General features: G+C 66.3%; 18 protein-coding genes and 1 tRNA gene. 8 read left to right on the top strand and 11 right to left on the bottom strand.

Annotated features, from left to right (window positions below; translation table 11 throughout):
- The first annotated feature begins 256 nt into the window (after positions 1 to 256).
- The gene (locus tag J7I85_RS01035; RefSeq protein ID WP_214845511.1) at positions 257 to 2,242 is read left to right on the top strand and encodes a hypothetical protein; all 1,986 of its coding nucleotides are present in this window, start codon (positions 257 to 259) and stop codon (positions 2,240 to 2,242) included.
- Positions 2,243 to 2,517: 275 nt separating this feature from the next.
- Here J7I85_RS01035 and mnhG read toward each other — a convergent pair whose 3' ends face one another.
- From mnhG to J7I85_RS01005, 6 genes are read right to left on the bottom strand one after another with little or no spacing between them, the layout of a single operon-like run.
- Positions 2,518 to 2,934 carry a monovalent cation/H(+) antiporter subunit G gene (gene mnhG / locus J7I85_RS01030; RefSeq protein ID WP_214845503.1) on the bottom strand — a complete coding sequence of 139 codons (417 nt, stop codon included), beginning with the start codon at positions 2,932 to 2,934 and terminating at the stop codon, positions 2,518 to 2,520.
- Positions 2,924 to 3,202, bottom strand: coding sequence for a monovalent cation/H+ antiporter complex subunit F (locus J7I85_RS01025; RefSeq protein ID WP_214845487.1), 279 nt, complete (start codon positions 3,200 to 3,202; stop codon positions 2,924 to 2,926). The genes mnhG and J7I85_RS01025 overlap by 11 nt, the downstream gene beginning before the upstream one ends.
- The gene (locus J7I85_RS01020; RefSeq protein WP_214845485.1) at positions 3,199 to 3,744 is read right to left on the bottom strand and encodes a Na+/H+ antiporter subunit E; all 546 of its coding nucleotides are present in this window, start codon (positions 3,742 to 3,744) and stop codon (positions 3,199 to 3,201) included. The genes J7I85_RS01025 and J7I85_RS01020 overlap by 4 nt, the downstream gene beginning before the upstream one ends.
- Positions 3,741 to 5,330, bottom strand: a complete 1,590-nt coding sequence (locus J7I85_RS01015) for a Na+/H+ antiporter subunit D (protein WP_214845483.1) — start codon at positions 5,328 to 5,330, stop codon at positions 3,741 to 3,743. Before J7I85_RS01015 ends, J7I85_RS01020 begins: the two co-directional genes overlap by 4 nt.
- Positions 5,327 to 5,926, bottom strand: coding sequence for a Na(+)/H(+) antiporter subunit C (locus tag J7I85_RS01010; protein ID WP_214845481.1), 600 nt, complete (start codon positions 5,924 to 5,926; stop codon positions 5,327 to 5,329). The genes J7I85_RS01015 and J7I85_RS01010 overlap by 4 nt, the downstream gene beginning before the upstream one ends.
- Positions 5,923 to 8,997 (bottom strand): Na+/H+ antiporter subunit A, encoded by a 3,075-nt coding sequence (locus J7I85_RS01005; RefSeq protein WP_214845479.1) that lies wholly within the window; start codon positions 8,995 to 8,997, stop codon positions 5,923 to 5,925. The genes J7I85_RS01010 and J7I85_RS01005 overlap by 4 nt, the downstream gene beginning before the upstream one ends.
- Before the next feature lie 189 nt (positions 8,998 to 9,186).
- Between J7I85_RS01005 and J7I85_RS01000 the strand changes: the two genes are divergently transcribed.
- The 3 genes from J7I85_RS01000 to J7I85_RS00990 all read left to right on the top strand — a co-directional run bounded on the left by J7I85_RS01000 (position 9,187) and on the right by J7I85_RS00990 (position 12,357).
- Positions 9,187 to 10,590 carry an MFS transporter gene (locus J7I85_RS01000; RefSeq protein ID WP_214845477.1) on the top strand — a complete coding sequence of 468 codons (1,404 nt, stop codon included), beginning with the start codon at positions 9,187 to 9,189 and terminating at the stop codon, positions 10,588 to 10,590.
- A 94-nt stretch (positions 10,591 to 10,684) separates the two neighbouring features.
- Positions 10,685 to 11,167: a cation:proton antiporter regulatory subunit gene (locus J7I85_RS00995; RefSeq protein ID WP_214845476.1), complete on the top strand. Its 483-nt coding sequence runs from the start codon at positions 10,685 to 10,687 to the stop codon at positions 11,165 to 11,167.
- Between the two features lie 5 nt (positions 11,168 to 11,172).
- Complete coding sequence (locus J7I85_RS00990; RefSeq protein WP_214845474.1) at positions 11,173 to 12,357, top strand: cation:proton antiporter; 1,185 nt, start codon at positions 11,173 to 11,175, stop codon at positions 12,355 to 12,357.
- A 31-nt stretch (positions 12,358 to 12,388) separates the two neighbouring features.
- On the opposite strand, the gene dcd is transcribed toward J7I85_RS00990, so the two are convergent.
- Together dcd and J7I85_RS00980 are read right to left on the bottom strand one after the other, a co-directional pair.
- Entirely contained in the window at positions 12,389 to 12,964 is a 576-nt protein-coding gene (gene dcd, locus J7I85_RS00985) for a dCTP deaminase (RefSeq protein ID WP_214845472.1), read from the bottom strand.
- Between the two features lie 137 nt (positions 12,965 to 13,101).
- Positions 13,102 to 13,548 (bottom strand): SRPBCC family protein, encoded by a 447-nt coding sequence (locus J7I85_RS00980; RefSeq protein ID WP_214845470.1) that lies wholly within the window; start codon positions 13,546 to 13,548, stop codon positions 13,102 to 13,104.
- A 242-nt stretch (positions 13,549 to 13,790) separates the two neighbouring features.
- On the opposite strand from J7I85_RS00980, the gene J7I85_RS00975 reads away from it, so the two are divergent.
- Positions 13,791 to 13,864 (top strand) — tRNA-Gly (locus tag J7I85_RS00975).
- A gap of 30 nt (positions 13,865 to 13,894) precedes the next feature.
- Here the strand turns inward: J7I85_RS00975 and J7I85_RS00970 are convergent.
- Positions 13,895 to 15,223, bottom strand: a complete 1,329-nt coding sequence (locus J7I85_RS00970) for an MFS transporter (RefSeq protein WP_214845468.1) — start codon at positions 15,221 to 15,223, stop codon at positions 13,895 to 13,897.
- Positions 15,224 to 15,354: 131 nt separating this feature from the next.
- Here J7I85_RS00970 and J7I85_RS00965 point away from each other — a divergent pair, with 131 nt between their 5' ends.
- Together J7I85_RS00965 and J7I85_RS00960 are read left to right on the top strand one after the other, a co-directional pair.
- Positions 15,355 to 16,209 (top strand): LysR family transcriptional regulator, encoded by an 855-nt coding sequence (locus J7I85_RS00965; RefSeq protein ID WP_214845461.1) that lies wholly within the window; start codon positions 15,355 to 15,357, stop codon positions 16,207 to 16,209.
- A gap of 158 nt (positions 16,210 to 16,367) precedes the next feature.
- Complete coding sequence (locus J7I85_RS00960; protein ID WP_307031559.1) at positions 16,368 to 16,622, top strand: hypothetical protein; 255 nt, start codon at positions 16,368 to 16,370, stop codon at positions 16,620 to 16,622.
- A gap of 102 nt (positions 16,623 to 16,724) precedes the next feature.
- On the opposite strand, the gene J7I85_RS00955 is transcribed toward J7I85_RS00960, so the two are convergent.
- Together J7I85_RS00955 and J7I85_RS00950 are read right to left on the bottom strand one after the other, a co-directional pair.
- Positions 16,725 to 20,249 carry a bifunctional proline dehydrogenase/L-glutamate gamma-semialdehyde dehydrogenase gene (locus tag J7I85_RS00955; protein WP_214845459.1) on the bottom strand — a complete coding sequence of 1,175 codons (3,525 nt, stop codon included), beginning with the start codon at positions 20,247 to 20,249 and terminating at the stop codon, positions 16,725 to 16,727.
- A gap of 410 nt (positions 20,250 to 20,659) precedes the next feature.
- Entirely contained in the window at positions 20,660 to 22,120 is a 1,461-nt protein-coding gene (locus J7I85_RS00950) for an amino acid permease (RefSeq protein WP_214845457.1), read from the bottom strand.
- Positions 22,121 to 22,277: 157 nt separating this feature from the next.
- On the opposite strand from J7I85_RS00950, the gene J7I85_RS00945 reads away from it, so the two are divergent.
- Complete coding sequence (locus J7I85_RS00945) at positions 22,278 to 23,297, top strand: LysR substrate-binding domain-containing protein (protein WP_214845450.1); 1,020 nt, start codon at positions 22,278 to 22,280, stop codon at positions 23,295 to 23,297.
- Positions 23,298 to 23,330 lie beyond the last annotated feature (33 nt).

Here is a 23,330-nt window from a genome sequence, read left to right as displayed (position 1 = left end):
CGGGTCCGTTCATGTGCACGGTCATAAAGGGCCGCCCTGTCAGGTAACGGCGAGCGCCGTACGCCGGCAGCGTACCGGGTCAATGCTTTACTTGCGACAGCCGCTGTGCCCGTTGCGCCGGGTGAGACTGCCGGGCCCCCTCACTAACGGCCCGATGCGGCGGCTCCCAAGGTTTTTCCAACCCGGAACCCGAACGTTTTTCCAACCCGCGCCGCCTCTAGTGGATGCCATGGCCCCCTTTCAAAGGAGACAAGAAATGGTATCCACGCCACGAGGCCCGGCACCCGAACGCCTGGCCCAGCTGTTTTCATCACCACTGCTTGCCACCCGCCGCCGCAGTGTTGCTGCGGCAACGGCCCTGCTTTTGGCCGCCACCGGAACCGGAGCCTCGCTGGCAGCCACGCAGGTAACCGTCAAGAACCCGGGCGGGATGAACGCCGTCGGCCCGGTGAACACCGAGTACGGCTTCCCGTCCTGGTACGAGGACAGCAGCAAAACCCGCGTTGAGCTGTGCCTGGACGCGGAGAACCCGCTCTGCGGATTCCTGCCCGGGGATATCCCTGACGAAACTGCCCCCATTTCGTTCCCGGGCAACTTCCCGGACGAGGCGTTCTACATGCTCGCCGGCTCCGAACTGGCCCTTCCCGGCGGCGGTAGGGCCGTCCTGGTCCTTGGCCTGGAAGCCGCCTTCGCCAACACCGTCACCGACGGAGACCAGGTGGTCTTCGGCCGCCAGCGCATCGTGGTCAAGGGCGCCCCCGCCAACAGCACCCTGACCTTCCAGCACCCCTACGGCACCATCACCATCGACACCGACGGCGCCGGCGACGGCAAGCTCGTCGAAGACATCTCACCCGCCGTCGGCAACTTCACCACCGCACTGAAGAGCAACATCGGCCCGTTCCTGAAATGGGATCCGGCCACGGCCCCGGCAGCCCCCGAGGGTTACCTCGGAGATCCGGGCCAGGACCACACCGTCACCGGAAGCCCCACCGGCTACAACAAGTTCTCGGTCAACGGCGGCGGCCTCACCCTCGAAACCGACCAGTTCACCGTGCAGGGCAAAATCTCCACCAACCAGGGGGTCAACGGTGACAGCGCCGTCCTGAACGGCAACATGATCGACGTGTTCGCCAGCAGCGGGAACGGCGCGCAGCTTCAGGTCGACGGGCAGGCAGGGGCCTTCGAAACCACCCCCATGCTCAGTGACCCGGACACCGGCCGCTACTACGCCCGGATCCAGTTCACCGGGTCCGCACCCGCCAGCGTGAAGGTCACCAACATCGGCGACAAGCCCGCCAGCAGCAGCCAGATCAGCGTCAGCAAGCCCAGTGGCGTCAGCATCACCAAGGCTATTTACGACGGCACGAACCTGACCGTCGGCGCCCTCTCCACTGTCGGCTACCCCCTGACGGTCACCGGCCTGGGCACCCTGGAGGAACCGGCTGCCGGCACCCCGTCTGAAAAGTCGTTCCCGGTCAAGGCTCCCCCCGCTAGCGTTACCGTGAAAACCGCAACCGGCGGCTCAGTCTCAATGCCCGTGACCATCTCCGGCGGCACAGCAACCCCGGTCGGGCTGGCCCCGGTCACCCCGGCCCCGGACCCCGGTCCCGTCGTCGACACCGGCAGCGGCTCCGTCCCCGGCGAAACACAGCCGACGACCGCGGTAGCCACCGCCGCCTCAACCGCCATCACCCGCGGCGGAACCGTCCAGCTGGACGGCAGCGCCTCCACCGGCGCCGCCACCTACAAATGGACCCAGGTCAGCGGACCCACCGCCACCATCTCCAGCGACACCGCCGCCAAGCCCACTGTTACCGTCCCGTACTACGCCAAGACCACGGACACAGCACCCCTCACGGCCAAGTCCAACGACCCGATCCAGCTCCAGCTGATCGTCACGGACAAGAACGGCATCGGCAGCGCCCCGGCATCAGTAAGCCTCACTGTCCAGACGGACACGGTCGCCGTCGCCGGCTCCCGCCACCGTCTCAACAAAGAGCTGCTGATCGCGGGCACGTCCACACTGGCCGGCAACACCGCCGTCCTGGTCCCGGCCACCACCGTGGTCATCTACGACGCCACCCCCGGCCGCGCCGTCACCAAGATCGGCACCGCACAGGTGGACACCCTCGGCGCCTGGTCCTACAAGACCAAGCCCGGACCAAACCGGCAGATCACCAGCGTCCTGGTCCAGTCCAGCCGCGGCGGAACCGCCACCGGAGTGCTCGCCACCCGGTAGATCCAGCGATCCGCCACTACGGGTCAGGCCCCGTCTGCACAGCAGACGGGGCCTGACCCGTTTAAGGATGTTGTTCAGTCCTCGACCCACTCGCCAACCAGCATCAGCATCATCAACATCGGCACCCCGGGATCATCCGCGTTCAGCACGATGCAAATGAACACGCCGAGCAGGAGGACCCAGGCGGTGAGCACGAGTATCGCTGGTTTACTATCGATTTCAATCGCTCGCGGCGGATGGTCGTTCGTCGGTTTCGACGGGCTCAACCAGCGAGCTCAGCCAGCGGTGCGGTTGCCGCCGTCGTCATCTTCCAAGTCACGGGCCGCCTTGGCGGCCTTCACCACCACGGCTTCCAGCTCATCGGTGCTGAGCAGCTCCTTGTGGAGGTGCTTGGTGCGGTAGCCGGCGCGGCCCACCATGTGGGCAGATACCGGCACAGTGAGCAGCTGGAGGATCCAGGCCACCAGCAGCACCGGCCACACCCACCATGTACGCAGTTGCAGCCCCACCGCCGCGAGCAGGAGGAACAGCCCGAGCACCTGGGGCTTGGTGGCGGCGTGCATGCGGCTCATCAGGTCGGGGAAGCGCAGCAGGCCTATGGCGGCGGCGAGGGACATCAGGGCGCCCACCACCATGAACACCGCCGAAACTGCATCGATCACCGTGTCCACCGCATTCTGTTCAGGACTCACTGGGCTGCTCCCGCCTGTCGGCCACGAAGCGGGCCACCGTCACCGAGCCGATAAAACCGATGACGGACACAGCCACCACCAGCATCAGGTTGTTCAGGTGCCGGTTCACGGCCATGTCGATGCACAGCGCCGCGCCGAGGATGGCCAGCAGCACGTCCGCCGCGAGGACCCGGTCCAGGAGCGACGGGCCGCGGGCGATGCGGATGATCGCGCCCGCGGCAGCGAAGGCCAGCGCCACAGCCGTGACGGAGAGGACAAGCTCCATCATGCGCCAACCTCCTGCTTCAGGGCGGCAAGCTCTTCCTTCGTTCCCATGATCCGGATGAGCCCCGCCTCGGTGTCGCGGACTTCCTTGCGCAGTTTGAGGACGTCCTCCCCGTTCCGTACGTTCAGTCCGTGGATGTAGAGCGTGGAGGTGGACCTGTCCACCTCCACCACCAGTGACCCCGGAATCAGGGAGATCACGTGGCCGGTCGCCGTCACCATCAGGTCCGAATGGCTGCGCAACGGAACCGCGACGACGGCGTTGGTCACCTTGGGCCCCTGAGCCACCGCCAGGTAAAACACCTGGCAGCTGGCGGCCACCACCCGGCCGAGGAACACCACCGCGAACGGAACGGCCCTCAGCGCGTTGAAGCGTCCGCTCAGCTCCACCGGCGGCAGGTAGAACAGGCGCGCCACCGCAACCGCCAGCAGGGCGCCGAAGAGCAGGTTGCCGGGGCTGAAGTCCTGCCAGAGTGCTCCCCAGACGATGACCAGCCAGATCAGCAGCGGCAATTCCTGCCGCATGGACACCCTTCGCCGGCTCACTTTCCGCCTCCGCTCAGCGCCGCAGCGGGGACGGGTGTGCCGTCACCGAGCACCGCCTGGATGTAGGCAGACCTGTCCAGCATGGCTGCGGCGGACTGGTCCGCCACGCGGAAGAGCGGCCCGGCGAAGAGGGTGAGCGCCACACCCAGCACCACGAGGCCCAGCGTGGACCCCACCATAGTCCGCGGCAGCAGGCGCACCGCCGTCGCGCCGCCCTCCGGGACGGGAACCGCCAGGAGCACCGGGTCTGGGTGCTCGGCGTCCTCGGCCTTGCGCCAGAACGCGCGGTTCCACACCCTGGCGACGGCCAGGAGGGTCAGGAGGCTCGTCAGCACGCCGCCGATCACCAGGGCGTAGGCCAGCGGGGTTCCCAGGCCGATGCCGGCCTGCATCAGGCCGAGCTTGCCCAGGAAGCCCGAGAACGGCGGGATGCCGGCCAGGTTCATGGCCGGAACGAAGAACAGGAGGGCCAGCAGCGGGGACAGTTTGGCCAGCCCGGCCAGCCGGTCCACCGAGGAGCTGCCGCCGCGGCGCTCAATCAGCCCGGTGACCAGGAAAAGGCTGGTCTGGATGGTGATGTGGTGCGCCACGTAGAACACGGCCGCCGCCAGGCCTGCCACGGAGGACATCGCCAGGCCGAACACCATGTAGCCGATGTGGCTGACCAGGGTGAAGGACAGCAGACGCTTGATGTCGCTCTGCGCCAGGGCACCCAGGATGCCGACAACCATCGTCAGCAGCGCCACCACCATCAGGGGCGTGTTGAGGCTGTCCCCGGGGAACAGCAGGGTTTCCGTGCGGACCATGGCGTACACGCCCACCTTGGTCAGCAGGCCGGCGAACACGGCCGTGACCGGAGCCGGCGCGGTGGGGTACGAGTCCGGCAGCCAAAAGGACAGGGGGAACACGGCGGCCTTGATGCCGAAAGCCACCAGCAGCATGACGTGCAGGAGCGTCTTGGTTCCCTGGTCCAGCTCCGAGAGCTTGATGGCCAGGTCCGCCATGTTGATGGTGCCCGTTGCGCCGTAGACCATCGCGATGGCAATCAGGAACAGCACCGACGACACCACCGAGACCACCACGTACGTGACGCCTGCCCGGATGCGCGGGCCCGTGCCGCCGAGGGTCATCAGCACATAGCTGGCCGTCAGCAGGATCTCGAAGCCGACGTACAGGTTGAACAGGTCCCCGGAGAGGAACGCGTTGGAGACGCCGGCCACGAGGATCAGGTAGGTGGGGTGGAAGATCGACACCGGGGCGTCCTGGTCTCCGTCGGCCATGCCCTGCCCGGTGGCATACACGAGGACGGCGAGGCTCACCGCGGAGGACACCACGAGCATGAGCGATGAGAACTGGTCCACCACCAGGACAATCCCCCACGGCGGCACCCAGCCGCCGATGTTCACCGCTGCAGTGCCGCCGTTCCAGACGGACGCCAGGAGCAGGCACTCCAGCAGCAGGGTGAGCGAGAGCAGGGCAATGCTCACCGCGCGCTGCGCGCGGGAATGCCGGATCAGCAGGAACGTCAGCGCCGCCCCCAGGATGGGAAGTACGACGGCGAGCGGGGCAAGGCTTGCAAGGTTCACTTCGCCCCTCCATCCGTGTCCGTGCCTTTTTCTGTGTTTACGCCTGTGTCTGTGACAGGGGCGCTATTGCCGGATCCCGGCTTCTCCTCCTGCGCGGCATGCTCCGCCAGAAGGGTCCGGCCGCCCGCCTCGACAGTCGCCGTCGACTCCGGCGCGGCGGAACTGTCCGAGCCCCGCATGGGCAACGGGAACTCGGAGGTTTCCACGGGGATGACGGCGTCGTCCTCCGCGTCGAAGCTGGGGGTTTCGGCCACGCGGCGGTCCTCGATGTCGTCCTGGATGTCGTCCTGCCGGGCAAGCAGCCAGGTCCGGTAGATGATGCCCAGCATGAAGGCCGTGACAGCGAAGGAAATAACGATGGACGTCAGAATCAGTGCCTGCGGCAGGGGGTCGCTGTAGGACGCGGGGTCCGTGTCCTTGCTGAAGAAGGGAGCCATGCCGGCATAGCCCCCGGTGGCAAGGATCAGCAGGTTGGTGGCGTTGGCCAGCAGCATCAGCCCCAGCAGCACGCGCGTGAGGCTGCGTTCCAGGATCAGGTAGATGCCGCAGGCGTAGAGGGCGCCCATGACGGTCAGCAGGGTCAGGTTAACGGTCATGACGTGCCGCCTAGGGTTGATCCGGCCGGAATGCCGGCGGGCACCGAATCGCTGCCCTCCTGCTCGCCGTCCTCCTGCGCGTCCAACTGCAGGGGACGTTCTTCAAAATGTTCGTCGATCTCGGCGCCAAGACTGCGGAGCACATCCAGCACCAGTCCCACAACGACGATGTACACGCCGGTGTCGAAAATCGTGGACGTGACAAACTTGATGTCGCCAAAGACCGGAAGCCAGAACTCAATAATGGCGCTCTGGAACACCTGGCCGCCCAGCAGCACTGGCGCGGCACCGGACAACGCGGCGGTGGCCAGGCCGATCCCAAGCAGGGTGCCGGCGCTGATGGGGGTGGCTTCGTGCAGTTCGAAGCGGCCGCCCGCCAGGTAGCGCAGCGTGAGGGCCAGCCCGGCCATGAGTCCGCCCGCGAAGCCGCCGCCTGGGAGGTTGTGCCCGGCCAGCAACAGGTAGAGCGAGAAAATGATCATCGAGTGGAAGACCAGCCGGGTGACCACTTCGAAGATGATGGAGCGGCGTTCCGGTGCCAGCGTGCGCCCGGCAACGAGCCACGGGTCCCGCGCAACCACGGCAAACTTGCGGGTCAGCGCCAGGGCGGCACCGTCCCGCGATGATTTGTCCACGCCGTGGCGGCGGCCGACGGTCCCCTCAGCCACGGCCGACGCTGTGCGCAGCCGGTCCCCGCGGCCCCGGACGAAGATGAGGCTCGCCACACCGGTCGCGGCCAGTGCCAGCACGGAGATCTCACCGAAGGTGTCCCACGCGCGGATGTCCACCAGGGTGACGTTGACGATGTTGAGCCCGCCGCCGCCCTCGTAGGCCAGCTTGGGGAATTCGAGGGAGACGGGCGTGGCGATGCGGGCGCCCATGGCGTGGATGGCGGCGAAGACCATGGTGGCGCCGAAGGACAGGCCGATGATCACGCGGACCACCCGGTACTTGCCCCCGGTGCGGTCGCGCAGCTCCGCCGGGAGGCTGCGCATGGCCAGCACGAACGCCACGAGGATGATCGTTTCCACGAGCATCTGCGTCAGGGCCAGGTCCGGGGCGCCCTGCAGCGCGAACATCAGGGCGATGCCGTAGCCGGTGACGGAAACCATGAGCACGGCAAGGAACCGCTTGTTGGCCCGGACGGCGGCGAGCGCCCCGATCACGATCCCGGCGCCTGCCACCAGCTGCAGGGGCGAGTTGGGGTCGACGAAATACAGCCCTTCGGGAAGCGGCTTGTTCGCGGCTATCAGGGCGGACAGGGGCAGGACGAAGGCGACGCTGAGGATCACAGCCAGGTAGAAATACAGCGAACCGCGCTGCGTGCGTCCGGTGATCCATACGGCGACGTCGTCCAGGGCACCGATGGTCAGCTGGTAGCCGCGGTCGGCGTCGAACCAGGGCGGAATGGCGCTCTGGATCCTGTCCACCAGCCCGCGTCCGTAGAACATCGCCGCGCCGGCGGCGAACGTGATGGCAGTCAGTCCCAGGGCTGGGGTCAGTCCGTGCCACAGCGCAAGGTGCCCGGCGGCACCTGCCGCGCTGCCGGCGTCGGACGTTCCTTCCGTGAGCTGCGATCCCTCGGTAAAGAGGGCCGCGTACGGCTGGATCCAAGCGTCCACAGGCGCCGGCCACAGGCCGTACAGGATGGTGAGGACGCTCAGGGCTGCGGGGGCTGCCAGGAAGGAGGGGCGAATGGCCTCGAACGGGGTGCGCTCGACGCCCGGCTTCACGGCGAAGGCGCCCCACATGAAGCGCGCGCTGTAGGCGAAGGTCAATACGGAGCCGAGCACCACGCCCGTCAGGACCACTGCGCCCCAGGGGCCGTGACCGGGCGCTGCATTGAAGTGCACGAACGCCTCGAGTACCGATTCCTTGGCGACGAAGCCGCCCAGCAGCGGGATGCCGGCCATGGATGCGGCGCCGATGCCGGCCACGATGCCGAGGGCACGGGAGGAGCGGAAAACGCCCGAGAGCTTGCGGATGTCACGCGTGCCGGACTGGTGGTCGATGATGCCAACCACGAGGAAGAGCGTCGCCTTGAAGAGCCCGTGCGCGAGCAGCATGGCGAGGCCGGCGAGGGCGGCGTCAGGCTTTCCGAGACCCACCACCATGGTGATGAACCCGAGCTGGCTTACGGTGCCGTAGGCCAGGATGAGCTTGATGTCCGTCTGGCGCAGGGCCCGGTAGCCGCCCACCAGCATGGTGGCCAGGCCGAGCCCGAGGACGATCGGCAGCCAGTAGGCAGTGTCGGTGTAGCCCGGGGCGAGGCGTGCCACGATGTACACGCCGGCCTTCACCATGGCGGCGGCGTGCAGGTACGCGCTCACGGGAGTTGGTGCTGCCATGGCACCCGGAAGCCAGAAGTGGAAAGGGACCAGCGCGGATTTGGTCACCGCACCGACCAGGATGAGGACGACGGCGGCGGCCACGGCTCCCGCTGCCGGCCCGGAAACCAGCCCCGGTGCCTGTTCGAGAATGCCGGAGATCCGGTACGTGCCGGCGCTGGCACCGAGCATAATCAGGCCAACGAGCATGGCCAGACCGCCGGCGGTGGTGACCATGAGGGCCTGCAGCGCGGAGCGGCGGGCCGCGAGCCGTGTCCGTGCATAGCCGATCAGGAGGTAGGACAGGACCGTGGTGAGTTCCCAAAAAATGAACATCATGAGCAGGTCATCCGCGGTGACCAGGCCGAACATGGCCCCGGCGAACGCCAGCAGCTGCGCGCCGAACCCGCCGAGGTAGCTGTCTTTGTCCTTGAAATACCGTGCGCAGTAGACCAGCACCAGGGCGCCCACACCGAGGACCAGCAGCGACATGACCCACGCCAGGGCGTCCATGCGGAAGGCGAATTCGATGCCGAGGCTTGGAATCCACGGGACGGTTTCGGCGGGTGCGCCGGTTTCTGTGTGGGCGTTGGCGCCATAGACCGCGGCATGCTGGAACAACAACCACACAAACGAACCGGCCGGCACCGCGGCCAGCGCATAAAACGAGTTGCGGCCGAACCTCCGGAAGACGAACGGCGCCACAGCGGCCACCGCGAAGTGCACGGCAAGGACTGTGATCACTGGTATCTCCGCAAAGTCAGAATTCGGTTATCAAAAGTTGGAGCTGGCGGTCATTCGTTGGGTTCGGTTCCAACAGTTTATCAACGGGGCACTGACAGTTTTCCCGCGAAGCCGGGCCCAGGGTAAGTTTCGCCAGTTCACAGGAGGGTTGTTGGGTCCCTGTTCGCCACGGCCGGATAGCATCGGCCTATGAACTCCGCAGCCGCATCCGAGGCAACGCAGCCGTCGTCGGAACTTGAAGCAGGGCCGCAGGCGTCCAGCAAGGGCCGCGTTCTGGCCTGGGCAGCCTGGGACTGGGGGTCCGCGGCGTTCAACGCGGTCATGACGACGTTCGTCTTCACCGTCTACCTCACGTCCCAGGCATTCGGCGGTGAAGCCCGTGCCTCGGCGGTGCTCGGTGGAGCCCTGGCCATTGCGGGCGCGGCCATTGCCCTGCTCGCGCCCGTCACGGGCCAGCGGTCCGATACCGGGGGCCGCCGCAAGCTCTGGCTGGGAGTCAACACGGCCGCCGTCGCAGTCCTGACAGCACTGTGCTTCTTCGTCTTTCCCCGGCCCGAATTCCTCCTGCTCGGAGTGTCCCTGATCGCCCTGGCCAACGTGTTCTTCGAGTTCGCGGGCGTGAACTACAACGCCATGCTGGCGCAGATTTCCACGCCCCGGAACATCGGCAAGGTCAGCGGGTTCGGCTGGGGCATGGGCTACCTGGGCGGCATCGTGGCCCTGCTCATCGTGCTCCAGCTTTTCGTGCAGCCGCGCTTCGAGTGGTTCGGCGCCTCCACGCAGGACAGCCTCAACATCCGGCTGGTGGCCGTGTTCTCAGCGCTGTGGTTCGTCATCTTTGCGCTGCCGGTCATGTTCGCGGTCCCTGAACTGCCCAAGCCGAAGCGCGCCGGAAGCCTCGGCTTCCTGGCCTCCTACGGGCTGCTGGCGCGCAGGATCAAGGCGATCTACCGGACCAGCCCGCACACCATCTTCTTCCTGCTGGCCAGCGCCATCTTCCGGGACGGGCTGGCGGCAGTCTTCACCTTCGGCGGGATCATCGCGGCCGGCACCTTCGGCTTCGAACTGCCGCAGGTCATCTTCTTCGCCATTTTCGGCAACGTCGTTGCGGCCGTAGGCGCGGTCATCGGCGGTTTCCTGGACGACAGGGTGGGGCCCAAGGCCGTGATCATCGGCTCCCTCACCGGCCTGCTGGTCGCCGGGACAGTCATCCTGGTGCTGGGCAACGACAACCACATGCTCTTCGGGATGCCCTGGTCAGGGGCCACGACGTTCTGGGTTTTCGGCCTGTTCCTTTGCCTGTTTGTTGGGCCGGCGCAGTCCTCGTCCCGCGCATATCTGGCCCGGCTGGCCCCGCAGGGCGAATCCGGTGAGCTCTTCGGCCTGTACGCGACCACCGGCCGCGCCGTCAGCTTCCTCGCCCCGGCCCTGTTTACGCTGTGCATCACCGTTGCCACTCCCTTGGTGGCTGAGGGGGACGCGCAGCGCTGGGGCATTTTGGGCATCATGGTGGTGCTGCTCGCCGGGCTGCTGGTCCTCCTGCCGGTCAAGACCCCGAACGACGCCGAGATCGCCGTCGTCCCCCCGTCCTAGCCCGCCCCTGCAGCGAGCGCGCACGGACATTTAAGCATTCGGCAGGGCGCACAGTTTCAGCCGAAATCGCGAGTTCGCAGACTAGGCTGATGTTATGAACGTGGAAGAGACGGACCTCCCAGGTTTGGGCCGGCGCAAGGACTTCATGACGGCATCCGGCCGGCGCATCGGGGTGGTGGAACTCCGCGAGGGCCAGACCGAACTGTTCGTCTCCACGTGGGATGACCCGGACACCTGCCAAGCCTCGATACCGCTGACCGGCGATGAGGCGGCAACGCTGGGGAATCTGCTCGGCGGCCAGCACCTCGCGATGAAGCTGACGGAGGCGCACCGGGAAGTTCCGGGGATCACCACGAGGCAGTTCTCCATCGCCGTGGATTCCCCGTTCCAGAACCAGCCCATGGGCAAGGCCTGCATCCGCACCCGGTGCGGTGTTTCGATTGTGGCGATCATGCGTGAAGGTGAGGTGGTTCCCTCACCAGGTCCCGACGTCCTCCTTCACCCCGGCGACCTGCTGGTCGCTGTCGGCACGCAAGAAGGTCTGGACGCTGCGGCCGACATCCTGCGCAACGGCTGACCGTCATGGACCGCGTGGCCCTGACGCTCATCGAACTGGGGGCAGTCGTGTTCTGCCTCGGCCTGCTGGCGAGGCTGGCGGGGCGGATCGGGATGTCGCCCATTCCGCTGTACCTGGTGGGCGGATTGTGCTTCGGTGCGGGCGGGCTGGTGGAGCTGAGCGGCATGAAGGAGTTCTCCCATCTGGCAGGCGAGATCGGTGTGATCCTGCTGCTGCTTATGCTCGGTCTGGAATATACGGCGACGGAGCTGGTGACGGGTCTGCGCAGATCGTGGAAGGCCGGAATCCTCGACTTCGTCCTGAATTTCGTCCCCGGGGCTGCCTTGGCTGCCCTGCTCGGCTGGGGAGTTGTCGGCGCCATGGTCATGGGCGGAGTTACGTACATATCGTCATCGGGCATTGCGGCCAAGGTCATTACGGACCTTGGCCGTATCGGTAACAGGGAAACCCCGGTAGTGCTCTCGATCCTGGTTTTCGAGGATCTGGCGATGGCGATCTACCTGCCGATCCTCACCGCCACGCTCGCCGGGGTCAGCTTCCTTGGCGGCCTGCAGACCGTTGGCGTGTCGCTGGCTGTTGTCACCGTGGTGCTGCTGGTAGCCCTGCGGCACGGACACCACGTCTCCAAAGCCGTGCACAGTGAGAATTCCGAGGTCTTCCTGCTCAACCTGCTCGGCGCAGCCCTGCTCGTGTCCGGTGTGGCGGCCGCGCTGCAGGTGTCCGCCGCGGTGGGCGCCTTCATGCTCGGCATCGCCATTTCCGGCGCCACGGCCCACAGCGCAACGCGGATCCTCGAGCCGCTGCGTGACCTCTTCGCCGCCATCTTCTTCGTGGCGTTCGGGCTCAACACCGACCCCGCTTCCATCCCGCCGGTGCTGGCGTGGGCGCTTGTCCTTGCGGTTCTCACCGCCGCTACAAAGATCATCACCGGAGTCTGGGCCGCGAAGCGCGCAGGCATCGCACGTCCGGGTCGCTTCCGCGCCGGAGCCGCGCTGATAGCCCGCGGCGAGTTCTCCATTGTCATCGCCGGCCTCGCCGTGACCTCCGGGGTAGTTCAGGCCGAACTCGCCGCGCTGGCCACGGCCTACGTCCTGATCATGGCGGTCATCGGCCCGTTGGCCGCCCGCTACATCGAGCCACTCGTCAAGAAGTTCTCCCGCCCGGCGCGGCCGGAGCCGGTCCCGGCCTAAGATCCGGCGCAGGGCGGACGGAAAAACCGCGCTAGATGTCCGTGCGGTGGAAGTTCAGGTGGCTGCGGCTTGCGGTGGGCCCGCGCTGGCCCTGGTAGCGGTTGCCGTACTCGCCGGAGCCGTAGGGGTACTCGGCAGCGGACGTCAGCCGGAAGAAACAGAGCTGACCGATTTTCATGCCGGGCCAGAGCTTGATGGGCAGCGTGGCCATGTTGGACAGCTCCAGCGTGACGTGTCCGGAAAAGCCGGGGTCGATGAAGCCGGCCGTGGAGTGCGTCAGCAGGCCGAGGCGGCCCAGCGAGGACTTGCCCTCGAGGCGTGCGGCGATGTCGTCCGGCAGCGTAACGGTCTCGTACGTGGAGCCGAGCACAAACTCGCCGGGATGCAGGATGAACGCTTCACCCTCCTCTACCTCCACCAGCCGGGTCAGGTCGGGCTGATCCTCGGCGGGGTCGATGTGAGCGTATTTGTGGTTGTCGAAGAGCCGGAAAAAGCGGTCGATCCGGACATCCACCGAGGACGGCTGGACCATCGCGGCATCGTACGGATCGAGGACGATCCGTTCGGAATCAATTTCGGCACGAATGTCGCGGTCAGAGATCAGCACACCCTCAAAAATACCATTGCCTCCGCTGTGCCCTGCCGCTGTGTTGCGTGAGCAATCCGGCCGGCGGTCTCACATCACACGGCCAGAAATAGAGCTGGGACATTTTGAACAGGACTGCGGCCCAGGCCGAGCGGGTCTCAGTCCGCCGTCGTCCGTCCTTCGATTACGCCGGGCAGCTTCTCAAGCTGCCCGACCGCCGCGCGGAGCCGGCCCCGATATGCCGGACGGACAAAGCTCCAGAAACTTTTGGACGGCGCCTCCAGCGCGAACCGCACCCGGGTTCCGGCGCTCTCGGTGCTGAGATAGAAACCGCCGCGGAGGAGGGACGGACCGGCCACCACCTGGAACTGGATTTCGGCGCCGGGCCGCGCCTGGGTGATCTCGTAATCGCGCGCCACCGGACAGCCCCGGGGACTGTCCATGGTCACCTGGTACCTGGCCCCCACGCTGCCGGCGCTGCCCGAACTGAGCCCCACGCTCCGGACGTCGGTCTGCCATCTCGGTAGATTCGCGCCGTCCAGGAGGAATGAGTACACCGTCATGGCGTCGCACGCAACGAGGACCTCGTGTTCTGCACCTGCCATGGGGATCCTTTTCCGACGTCGGGCCTGCCTTGCGTAGCCCGTTCCCCTGTACTGCAGCTAACGAGATTCAGGATAGTCACCTGCGCCGGTGCGCGGCCGCGCACCACCCGGGCCTTTACCGAACAGTTACGGGAGTCTTCCCGGCCCGGTTTGCCGACGCGATGACTCGGGATCCAGTTGGCCGGCGTCGCCGCACAACTGCGCTAAGCTAGGTTCTGCCCCGGGCAGCTTCCGGTGCGACTGCGGCTGTAGCTCAATGGTAGAGCGCTAGCTTCCCAAGCTTGATACGCGGGTTCGATTCCCGTCAGCCGCTCCAACTCACCCCTTAATTGCGCGGCACCCGGCGTCACGCCGCCCGACGCACCACCCGCAGCAGTCCCCGCCGGTTCCGCAGGTCCACCTTCAGCGTCAGCTCACCTTTGCGGGCAAGCACGACGGCGACAGTCGCCGCCGCGAGCGCCGGCACCCCTCCCGCCACCAGCAGCCCGGCGTGCGGATCCACATGCTCGGCGATGAACCCGATCATGGGTCCGCCGAGTGCCTGGCCGCCGATCAGCACCATGATGTACAGGCTCATTACCCTGCCGCGGATGCCCATGTTGGAGCTGGTCTGCACCAGCTGGTTGGACGCGGTGAGGAACATCAGGCACCAGAACCCGGACAACACCAAGGCGGCGCCGAACAGCGGCAGGGTCGGGACGGCGGCGGAAAGGCACAGCATCAGCCCGTACATGCCGGCCGCCAGGACCACCGACCGCAGCCGGAGCTGCCGCCGCCGGGTAGACGCGACCGCCCCGGCCAGCGCCCCGAGTGCCACGAGCGCATTCAGCATCCCGTAGCCGCCCGCGCCGATTCCGTACACGCGGTCCGCGAACGCGGCGAGCAGCACCGGCAGGCTCATGGCGAACACGGAGATGAAGCCCACCATGAGCCACGGCCAATAGATGGTGGGCTTGCTCAGCGCGTACCGCAGCCCCTCGCGCAGCATGCCCTTGGACTTGGGCGCCGGCAAGCTGACGACCAACTGGTCGCGGCGCAGCAGCAGGAGCATGGCCACGGTGGAGCAGCAGGCCGCGGCGTTGGCAGCGAAGGCCCAGCCGGCGCCGACGGCGGTCAGCAGCACCCCGGCGATCGCCGGACCGATCAGGCCGCCCAGCTGGAACGTCGTCGAGTTCACGCTGATGGCGTTGCGCAGATACCGGGGTCCCACCAACTCATGGACGAACACCTGCCGGGCCGGCTGGTCCAGCACGGTGACCAGGCCAAGCACCAGCGCGATGACGTACACGTGCCAGACCTCGATCCTCCCGCTGAGCGCCAGGGCGGCAAGCGCAGCGGCGAGGACAGCCGCGGCCGACTGGCACAGAATGAGGATTTTGCGCTTGGAGAACCGGTCCGCGACCATTCCGCCCCACGGTCCCAGCAGAAGTGATGGCAGGAACTGCAGCGCCACTGTGAAGCCGACGGCGGTGACGGAGCCGGAGAGCTGGAGCACCAGCCAGTCCTGGGCGATCCGCTGCATCCAGATGGCGATGACGGCAATGAAGTGGCCCGTGGCAAAGAGCCGGAAGTTGGGAACCCGCAGCGAGATGAAGGTGTGCCGCCACGGAAGGCGTTCACTGACGACGGCGACGGGCTGGGTGACGGTGGCCAGTGGCGGCGGTGGGGGTGTCACAGGGGTTCCTCAGGTGAGCGGGCCGGCGGGGACATCCTCAACGCTATGGCGCGCACCTTCAATTGTGGAAGACTATTGCTCCTATAACTATCATTGCCGAACGTAATGATCGCCCGGTGGAAGGACGTCGCATGTTCGAACCGGCCCAGCTCAGGTCCTTCCTGGCCGTCGCCGAAACGCTGAGCTTCACCAAGGCAGCAGAACGCTTGGGCCTGGCCCAGCCGACGGTCAGCCAGCACGTGCGCAAGCTTGAGGCCGCGGCCAAGCGGACGCTCATCAGCCGTGACACGAGGGACGTCCGGCTGACGGACAACGGCGATGCCATGGCCGGCTTCGCACGGAGCATTCTTGCGGCCCATGATGCCGCGGCCCGCTATTTTTCAGGCTCGGCCATGCGCGGGCGCCTGCGCTTCGGCACCGCCGACGACCTCGCCATCACCGGCCTGCCACGCATCCTGCGCGAGTTCCGGCAGATCTACCCGCAGATCAACCTCGAGCTCACCGTCGGCCAGAGCGACCAGCTGTACAAGCGCCTGAATTCCGGCCAGCTGGACCTCGTCTTCGTGAAGTGGGTGGCTGGCGCCAAGGACGGCACGGTGGTCCAGCACGACACCTTTTCCTGGGTGGGCCTCGAACAGACAGCGCTGGAACCCGGCCATCCGGTGCCGCTGATCGCCTATCCCGCGCCCAGCCTGAGCCGCAAGCTTGCCATCGACGCGCTCGAGTCCGTGGGCCGGACCTGGCGCATCACATGCACCACCAAGCAGATCAGCGGCGTGCTGGCGGCAGTCCGCGCCGGCATCGGGGTGGCCGTGATGCCGTCCTCGCTGGTTCCCGAGGACCTGAAAATCATCACCCGCCGCTTCGAGCTGCCGCCGGTAGGGGATGTGGATTTCACGCTGATCAGGAACCCACTGGCGAACGCCGAGGTGATCGACGCCCTGACCCAGGCCATCATGGGAAGAACCCTCAAGAAGCCTGTTTGAGCCGGTCGTGACGGGGGTAGGGCAGCAAAATGATTGATAACGGTTCGCAGCTGTCCTATGCTGTGACTGTTGCGGTCATGCAGCGGCCGCTAATATGCACAGGTTTCGATAACGAACATGCTTGGTAATGATGCCCGTGTGTTCGGGATAGGTACGCCGTGACCACAGCCGCAAACCCCCGCTATACCCGCCACTCCATGACCGTGGACGCCGAATACGTCGGCCAGCCCAACTGCGAAAAATGCGGAACAGACGAGTTCATCTACCTTGAGTCCTTCGTGCCGCCCAAGCACCGTCAGGACGGCACCGTCCGGAAACTGGGCGAAGTCGCGTATACCTGCACCCGCTGCGAGGACTTCTCCGCACACAGCGTTCCCGCATCGTGGGCTCCACCCGGCTGGTATCTGGGCTAAGCAGCATCAGGAAACAGAACGGGCGGGCACCTTGTGGGTGCCCGCCCGTTCCATTGCCATATCAGTCTCGCTGGATCAGCGAGCCCCTAGATCAGCGAGCCCCTAGATCAGGGAGTCGGAGAGGTGGTTGGGCGTGCCGAACCGGTGCGCGGTGATGCTGACGGCCTGCTCGTGCAGGAACGGCAGCATTTCAATACGGCCGGCCTCCGTCACCTCGTGGGCGTAGATGGCCAGGTCCGGACGGCCGCCGGTCGCTTCGGCTAGGTCAGCTGCGGAGCCGCCGATCAGGCGGATGCGTCCGCCGGACAGCTTGTCCGCCGCTGCGAGACGTCCCGCGGATGCCAGCCACTCGGCGTCGTTCTCCACCGTCACGGGGATGTCCAGCCCGGTGAGCACCGAACGCAACTGGGCGGGAAGTTCGACGCCGGAGGAGACGGTGAGCGGGGCAGCGGCCAGTACGCCGGCGGCTACTGTCCGGACGAGCGCCCGGAGGGATCCGCCGTCGGACAGCCGGACGGTGACCGGCAGAGCACGGTAGCGGAAAATGTTCCGCTCGGCGCTCAGGCCCGAGACATCCTTGGCGGTGCCGAATTCGTCCGCCCAGGCGAGGGCGTCGGAGCCGAGCGACCGCTGCAGGGCCTCCAGGTCGGCAGCGCTGAGTTCGTCCTTCACTGCATCCACAAGCCGCTGCACCCTGCGGTTGGCGATGCCCGCCGAAGCGCCCTGGGCGCTCTCGGTGCTGGTCCAGCCGCCAAGACCGGCGAGGTAGTTGGGGCCGCCCGCCTTGGTGCCGGCGCCGACCGCCGACTTCTTCCAGCCGCCGAACGGCTGGCGCTGCACGATGGCACCGGTGATGCCGCGGTTGATGTAGAGGTTGCCTGCCTGGATGGTGTCCAGCCACAGACCCAGCTCGTCGGTGTTGAGGGAGTGCAGCCCGGCGGTGAGGCCGTACTCGATCTGGTTCTGGATGGCGATGGCCTCTTCCAGGGTGTCCGCGGTCATGACGCCGAGGACGGGACCAAAGAACTCGGTCAGGTGGAAGTAGGATCCGCGCTTGACGCCATGGCGCACGCCCGGGCTCCAGAGCCGGCCCGTCTCGTCGAGCTTGCGGGGCTCAACGGCCCAGTTCTCACCGGCGCCGAGGGTGGTCAGCGCGTTGAGGAGCTTGCCCTTCGCCGGTTCAATGATCGGGCCCATCTGGCTGGTGGGGTCCTGCGGGTAGCCCACCTTCAGGGAGGTGACGGCGTCGATCAGCTGGTTGTGGAAGCGCTTGGACTTGGCCACGGAGCCCACCAGGATCACCAGCGAGGCGGCGGAGCACTTCTGTCCTGCATGGCCGAAGGCCGAGTAGGCAACGTCCTTCGCGGCGAGGTCCAGGTCTGCGCTGGGGGTGACGATGATGGCGTTCTTGCCGCTGGTCTCCGCGAGCAGCGGCAGGTCCTTGCGGAAGGAGCGGAACAGCTCGGCGGTTTCGTAGCCGCCGGTCAGGATCACGCGGTCCACGGCCGGGTGGGAGATCAGCTGCTGGCCGAGCTCGCGTTCACCCAGCTGCACCATGGTGAGCACGTCACGCGGAACGCCGGCCTCCCACAGCGCCTCGATCATCACGGCACCGCTGCGGCGGGCCTGCTTGGCAGGCTTAATGACGACGGCGGAGCCGGCGGCGAGTGCCGCGAGAGTGGAACCGGCGGGGATGGCCACCGGGAAGTTCCACGGCGGGGTGACCACGGTGAGCTTCGCCGGAACGAAGGTGGCGCCGTCGACCTGGTCCAGCTTGCGGGCAGACTCGGCGTAGTAGTGGGCGAAGTCCACGGCCTCGCTGATTTCTGGGTCGCCCTGGTCGATGGTCTTGCCGGTCTCGCTGGCCATGACCTCGAGCAGGTCGGCGCGGCGGGCCTCGAGGACGTCACCGGCGCGGTGCAGGATTTCGGCACGCTCGGCACCGGACAGCGCACCCCAGGCCTTGCCCTTCTCGACGGCCGTGGCAATCACGGTGTTGAGGGTGTCCGCGTCCGTGATAGTGGCGGCCTCAACGGAGGCGTTGCCCAGGGTGGACGTCGGGACGCGGTCCAGGATGGCCCGGCCCCAGTCGCGGTTGGCGGGCAGGGACGGGTCCGTGTCCGGGGTGTTCTGGAAGCCGGTGCGGGGCATCAGCTCTGCCGGGAGGCTGCGGTTCTGCAAGCGGTTGGGCGGCGGGACCTCGTCATCGAGCTCTTCCAGGGAGGACAGGAAGCGCTGCTTTTCGCGCTCGAACAATCCCTCGTTTTCGCTGAGCTCGAAGACGGCGGACATAAAGTTTTCCTGGCTGGCGCCCTCTTCGAGGCGGCGGATCAGGTAGGCGATGGCGACGTCGAATTCGGCCGGGTGCACCACCGGTGTGTAGAGCAGAAGGGAGCCTACATCCTTCTTGACGGCCTCGGCCTGGCCCTGCGCCATGCCCAGCAGCATCTCGAATTCGATGCCCGACTGGACGCCGCGCTGCTTGGCCAGCAGCCAGGCGAAGGCGATGTCGAACAGGTTGTGGCCGGCCACGCCGATGCGGATGTTGCCGATCCGGTCAGGGTGCAGCGCGTAGTTGATGACGCGCTTGTAGTTGATGTCCGAGTCCAGCTTGGTGCCCCAAGTGGCCAGGGGCCAGTCGTGCAGCGAGGACTCCACCTGCTCCATGGGAAGGTTGGCGCCCTTGACCACGCGGACCTTGATGGCGGCACCCCCGTCAGCACGCCGGGCGGCTGCCCATTCCTGCAGCCGGATCATGGCGGCCAGCGCATCCGGAAGGTAGGCCTGGAGCACAATGCCGGCTTCCAGGTTCTTGAACTCGGGCTTGTCCAGGATCCGGGTGAAGACCGCGATGGTCATGTCCAGGTCCTTGTACTCCTCCATGTCCAGGTTGATGAACTTGGCTTTCGGGAAGGAAGCGGCGCGGGCGAACAGCGGGGTGAGCTTCTCGACGACGTGCTCCACGGCCTCGTCGAAGGCCCAGGCCGAGTGCGGGGCCACGGTGGAGGACACCTTGATGGAAACGTAGTCCACATCCGGGCGGGCCAGCAGCGTGTGCGTTCCCTCGAGCCTGCGGGAGGCCTCGTGCTCGCCCAGCACAGCTTCGCCGAGCAGGTTCACGTTGAGCTTGATGCCGTCCTTGCGGATCTTGGCGATAGCCGGGCCCAGCTTGGAGTCGGTGGCGTCAACGATGAGGTGGCCCACCATCTCGCGGAGGACCTTGCGGGCCACGGGAATGACAACCTGCGGCAGGACCGGGGCCATGAGGCCGCCCATCTGGACAGCGCTGCGCATGTACCAGGGCAGGAAGGCGGGAACCTTCGGGGCGAGGGCGGCGAGGTTGCGGGCAGCGACGTGCAGGTCCTCGGGACGGACCACGCCGTCCACGAAGCCCACGGTGAAGTCCAGCCCGTTCGGGTCCTTGAGGACGCCGGCGAGCTGCTCTGCAGAAGCGTCGACGGGCATCTTCGCGGCTTCGGTCAGCCAGCGGCGGACGAGGGCGATTGCGTCGGTGGCCAGAGCCGTCGCTTCGGCGACGTCAGACCCTGCCGAGGGGGTGGCGACGGCGCCGGCTACAGCGGCGTCCTTGCCTGCCTGCACGCGGTGATCCGTTGCGGTGTTGGTCATGGCTTTCCTCGTTCTTTCAGTGCGTTTGGATCGTCTTATTCATCAGTATGAGCCTCGTGTACCTTAAGATAAAGCGATCTTTCCTAAGCAATACACGTTAGAAATACCGATCGTTCTGCACGTCCGCCAGATGCCCGATGACGGCGCCCCTCGGGGCCCGACCAGAGAGGTGAGGAAGCGTCGCGGAAACCCCTGCAGGACGTGAGGAAGCATCTGGGAAACCCCTGCAGGACGTGAGGAAGCGTCGCGGAATTCCTGCAGGACCTGAGGAAGCGTCGCGGAATTCCTGCAGGACCTGAGGAAGCGTCGGGGAAACCCAAACCCTTCCTCAGCTTTCGTCGCTAAAAGATGAACCCTCCCGCACCTGAGGTGCGGGAGGGCTCATCGGTAACGCGTCAGAAGCGAATGGGCTACACCTGCGTGTGCATCTCCACTGCCTCGTCGTGTCTTGGGCTGTTCGGGTTCATCAGCGAGTGGCGCTTGCCGTAGGCGAAGTAGATGACCAGGCCGATCACCAGCCAGACGAAGAAACGCAGCCAGGTTTCCCAGTGCAACTGGAACATCAGGAAGGCGGAGGCCAGGACGCCGAACGCGGGGACCACCGGCATCAGCGGCAGGCGGAACGTCCGCGGGGCCTCCGGCTTGGTGTAGCGGAAGATGATCACGGAAACGCACACCACCACGAACGCGGCAAGGATGCCGATGTTGGTGAGGTCGGCGACGGCCTTGATGGGGAACACACCGGCCAGCAGCGCCGACGCAATGCCGCCGATCCAGGTCACGCGCTGCGGCGTTCCGTGCCGGTCCGTCTTGGAGAACCAGCCGGGGAGAAGGCCGTCGCGGCTCATGGAGAACCACACGCGGGTGACGCCGAGGAGGAAGGTGAGCATGACGGTGAGGATGGACAGTACGGCGAAGACCGAGATGATGGTGGCGATGACGGGAAGGCCCACGCCCTGGAACGCCGACGCAAAGCCAGCGGCGGGATCGATGTCCTTGTAGTTCTGCATGCCGGTGAGCACGAGGGTGGCGGCAACGTAGAGCAGCATGGCGATGATGAGGGACAGGATGATCGCCTTGGGCATGTGCTTCTTGCCGTCGGTTGCCTCTTCGGCCGCGGTGCTCATGGCGTCATACCCGAACACGGCGAAGAACACAGTGGCCGATCCTGCCAGGACGGGTCCGAAGCCGCTGGGCATGAACGGGTTGAAGTTCTCGGTGTTGATGTAGAAGACACCCAACCCGATGATGAACAGGATCAGAACAACCTTGACGGCAACGGCAATCAGTTCGAACCGGCCGAAAGTCTTGGTGCCGCGGGAGAGGATCCAGGTAACCAGCAGGCAGACAAGGATGGCGGGAAGGTTGATGATGCCACCCTTGCCCTCGTCCGGCGTCGACGTCATCCAGACCGGCATATGAATCCCGATGCCGGACAGGAACGCGTCAAAGTAGCCGGAGATGCCAATGGCCACCACGGCCACAATGGCGATGTACTCCAGCAGCAGGTCCCAGCCGATGAACCAGCCAATGATTTCGCCTAGGGCCACGTAGCCGTAGGTGTACGCCGAGCCGGCGCGCGGGATCATGCCGGCGAACTCTGCATAGGAGAGCGCCGCGGCAGCCGAGGCTAGGCCTGCGATCAGGAAGGAAAACAACACCGCAGGCCCGACGCCGGGCGTGTCAGCACTGCCGTGCGCCACAAGTCCGGCCAGTGAAAAGATGCCTACGCCGATGATGCCGCCGACGCCGATGGCGGTCAACTGCCACAATCCGAGGGACTTAAATAGCCCGCTGTGCTTGTTCTCTACTTCGATGTCGTCAATGGGCTTTCGCCTCAAGATTGACTGCGATGGATCTGTTGTACTCATCGGGACTCCTGCGTAGGTGCGGCCCCACCATTTCGCCCTGTGATGGGGATAACTCAATCTGTTTAGTATGCAAGCAGTCTTGCATTAGATAAAGTGCATACTTCTAACCAGTATTCATTAGTCCAACTATTCATTTGCGCAACCCAAGGAACAGCCCATGCTTGACGTTCGCCGGTTGAGGCTGCTCCGCGAGCTGAAGATCCGGGGCACGCTCGCCGAGGTGGCAGCAGCCCTGCAGTACAGTCCATCCTCAGTCTCCCAACAATTGGCCCTGCTTGAGAAGGAAGTGGGCGTGGAACTGTTGAGAAAAACAGGCCGCCGCGTGCAGCTGACCCCGCAGGCTGAGGTTCTGGTGGCGCATACGGCACACTTGCTGGAAACCCTGGAGCAGGCCGAGGCTGACCTGGCCGCGTCCCTGACCACTGTCTCGGGCACCGTGCGGATCGCCGTCTTCCAGTCCGCGGCACTGGCACTCATGCCGGACGCGCTGACCCGCCTCGCCGCGACCTATCCCGAGGTCCGGATCGAAATGACACAGCGCGAGCCCGAGACGGCGTTGCATGAGACATGGGCCCGTGACTTCGACCTGGTCATCGCCGAGCAGTACCCCGGCCACGCCGCGCCCCGCTACCCCGAGCTGGACCGTGTGCGCCTCACGAGTGACGCCATCCGCCTCGCGGTGCCGCCGGCCGCCGAGGGCAGGGAGAACGTCGGCTCGCTCGCGGACACGGCCGAGATGCCCTGGGTGATGGAACCGCGCGGTGCGGCATCTCGGCATTGGGCCGAGCAGGCCTGCCGGAGTGCAGGCTTCGAGCCCGACGTCCGCTTTGAAACAGCAGACCTCCAGGCCCAGATCCGCCTGATCGAGTCGGGGAACGCCGTCGCCCTGATGCCGGACCTGGTGTGGACGGGCCGGGGCACAACGGCCCAACTACTGGACCTTCCCGGCAAGCCCAGGCGGACGGTCTTCACCTCCGTGCGGCGCTCCGGCGCGCAGCGGCCCGCCATCCTCGCCGCCCGTGAAATCCTTGCCTCCACTGCCGCCTCCATTGCGGCGGCCCAGGAAATCGACACCGGAGCAGACGCCTCGGGCGCCCCCGCGGGAGCAGCAGCCGCCGCGGCAGAGGCAACAGCAGAAGGAGCAGCAGCCGCCAAAGAAGGCGGAAAAGCGGTGTAACGGATGTTCCCTGGCTCACAGCCAAGCGTTGAC

The sequence above is a fragment of the Arthrobacter sp. ISL-65 genome, assembly GCF_018613795.1.
Lineage (GTDB): Bacteria > Actinomycetota > Actinomycetes > Actinomycetales > Micrococcaceae > Arthrobacter.
Note: the sequence above shows the minus strand (reverse complement) of the source record. Positions and strands in the feature narration are given on the sequence as shown.

Bases quoted from the DNA above. Each gene is read 5' to 3' on its own strand.
- J7I85_RS00995 (WP_214845476.1), top strand. From the start codon at position 10,685: ATGAACGTGGAAGAGACGGACCTCCCAGGTTTGGGCCGGCGCAAGGAC.
- J7I85_RS00965 (WP_214845461.1), top strand. From the start codon at position 15,355: ATGTTCGAACCGGCCCAGCTCAGGTCCTTCCTGGCCGTCGCCGAAACG.
- J7I85_RS01000 (WP_214845477.1), top strand. From the start codon at position 9,187: ATGAACTCCGCAGCCGCATCCGAGGCAACGCAGCCGTCGTCGGAACTT.
- J7I85_RS00980 (WP_214845470.1), bottom strand. From the start codon at position 13,548: ATGGCAGGTGCAGAACACGAGGTCCTCGTTGCGTGCGACGCCATGACG.
- J7I85_RS00955 (WP_214845459.1), bottom strand. From the start codon at position 20,249: ATGACCAACACCGCAACGGATCACCGCGTGCAGGCAGGCAAGGACGCC.
- J7I85_RS01010 (WP_214845481.1), bottom strand. From the start codon at position 5,926: ATGACCGTTAACCTGACCCTGCTGACCGTCATGGGCGCCCTCTACGCC.
- J7I85_RS01025 (WP_214845487.1), bottom strand. From the start codon at position 3,202: ATGATGGAGCTTGTCCTCTCCGTCACGGCTGTGGCGCTGGCCTTCGCT.
- J7I85_RS00990 (WP_214845474.1), top strand. From the start codon at position 11,173: ATGGACCGCGTGGCCCTGACGCTCATCGAACTGGGGGCAGTCGTGTTC.
- J7I85_RS01035 (WP_214845511.1), top strand. From the start codon at position 257: ATGGTATCCACGCCACGAGGCCCGGCACCCGAACGCCTGGCCCAGCTG.
- J7I85_RS00950 (WP_214845457.1), bottom strand. From the start codon at position 22,120: ATGAGTACAACAGATCCATCGCAGTCAATCTTGAGGCGAAAGCCCATT.
- J7I85_RS00945 (WP_214845450.1), top strand. From the start codon at position 22,278: ATGCTTGACGTTCGCCGGTTGAGGCTGCTCCGCGAGCTGAAGATCCGG.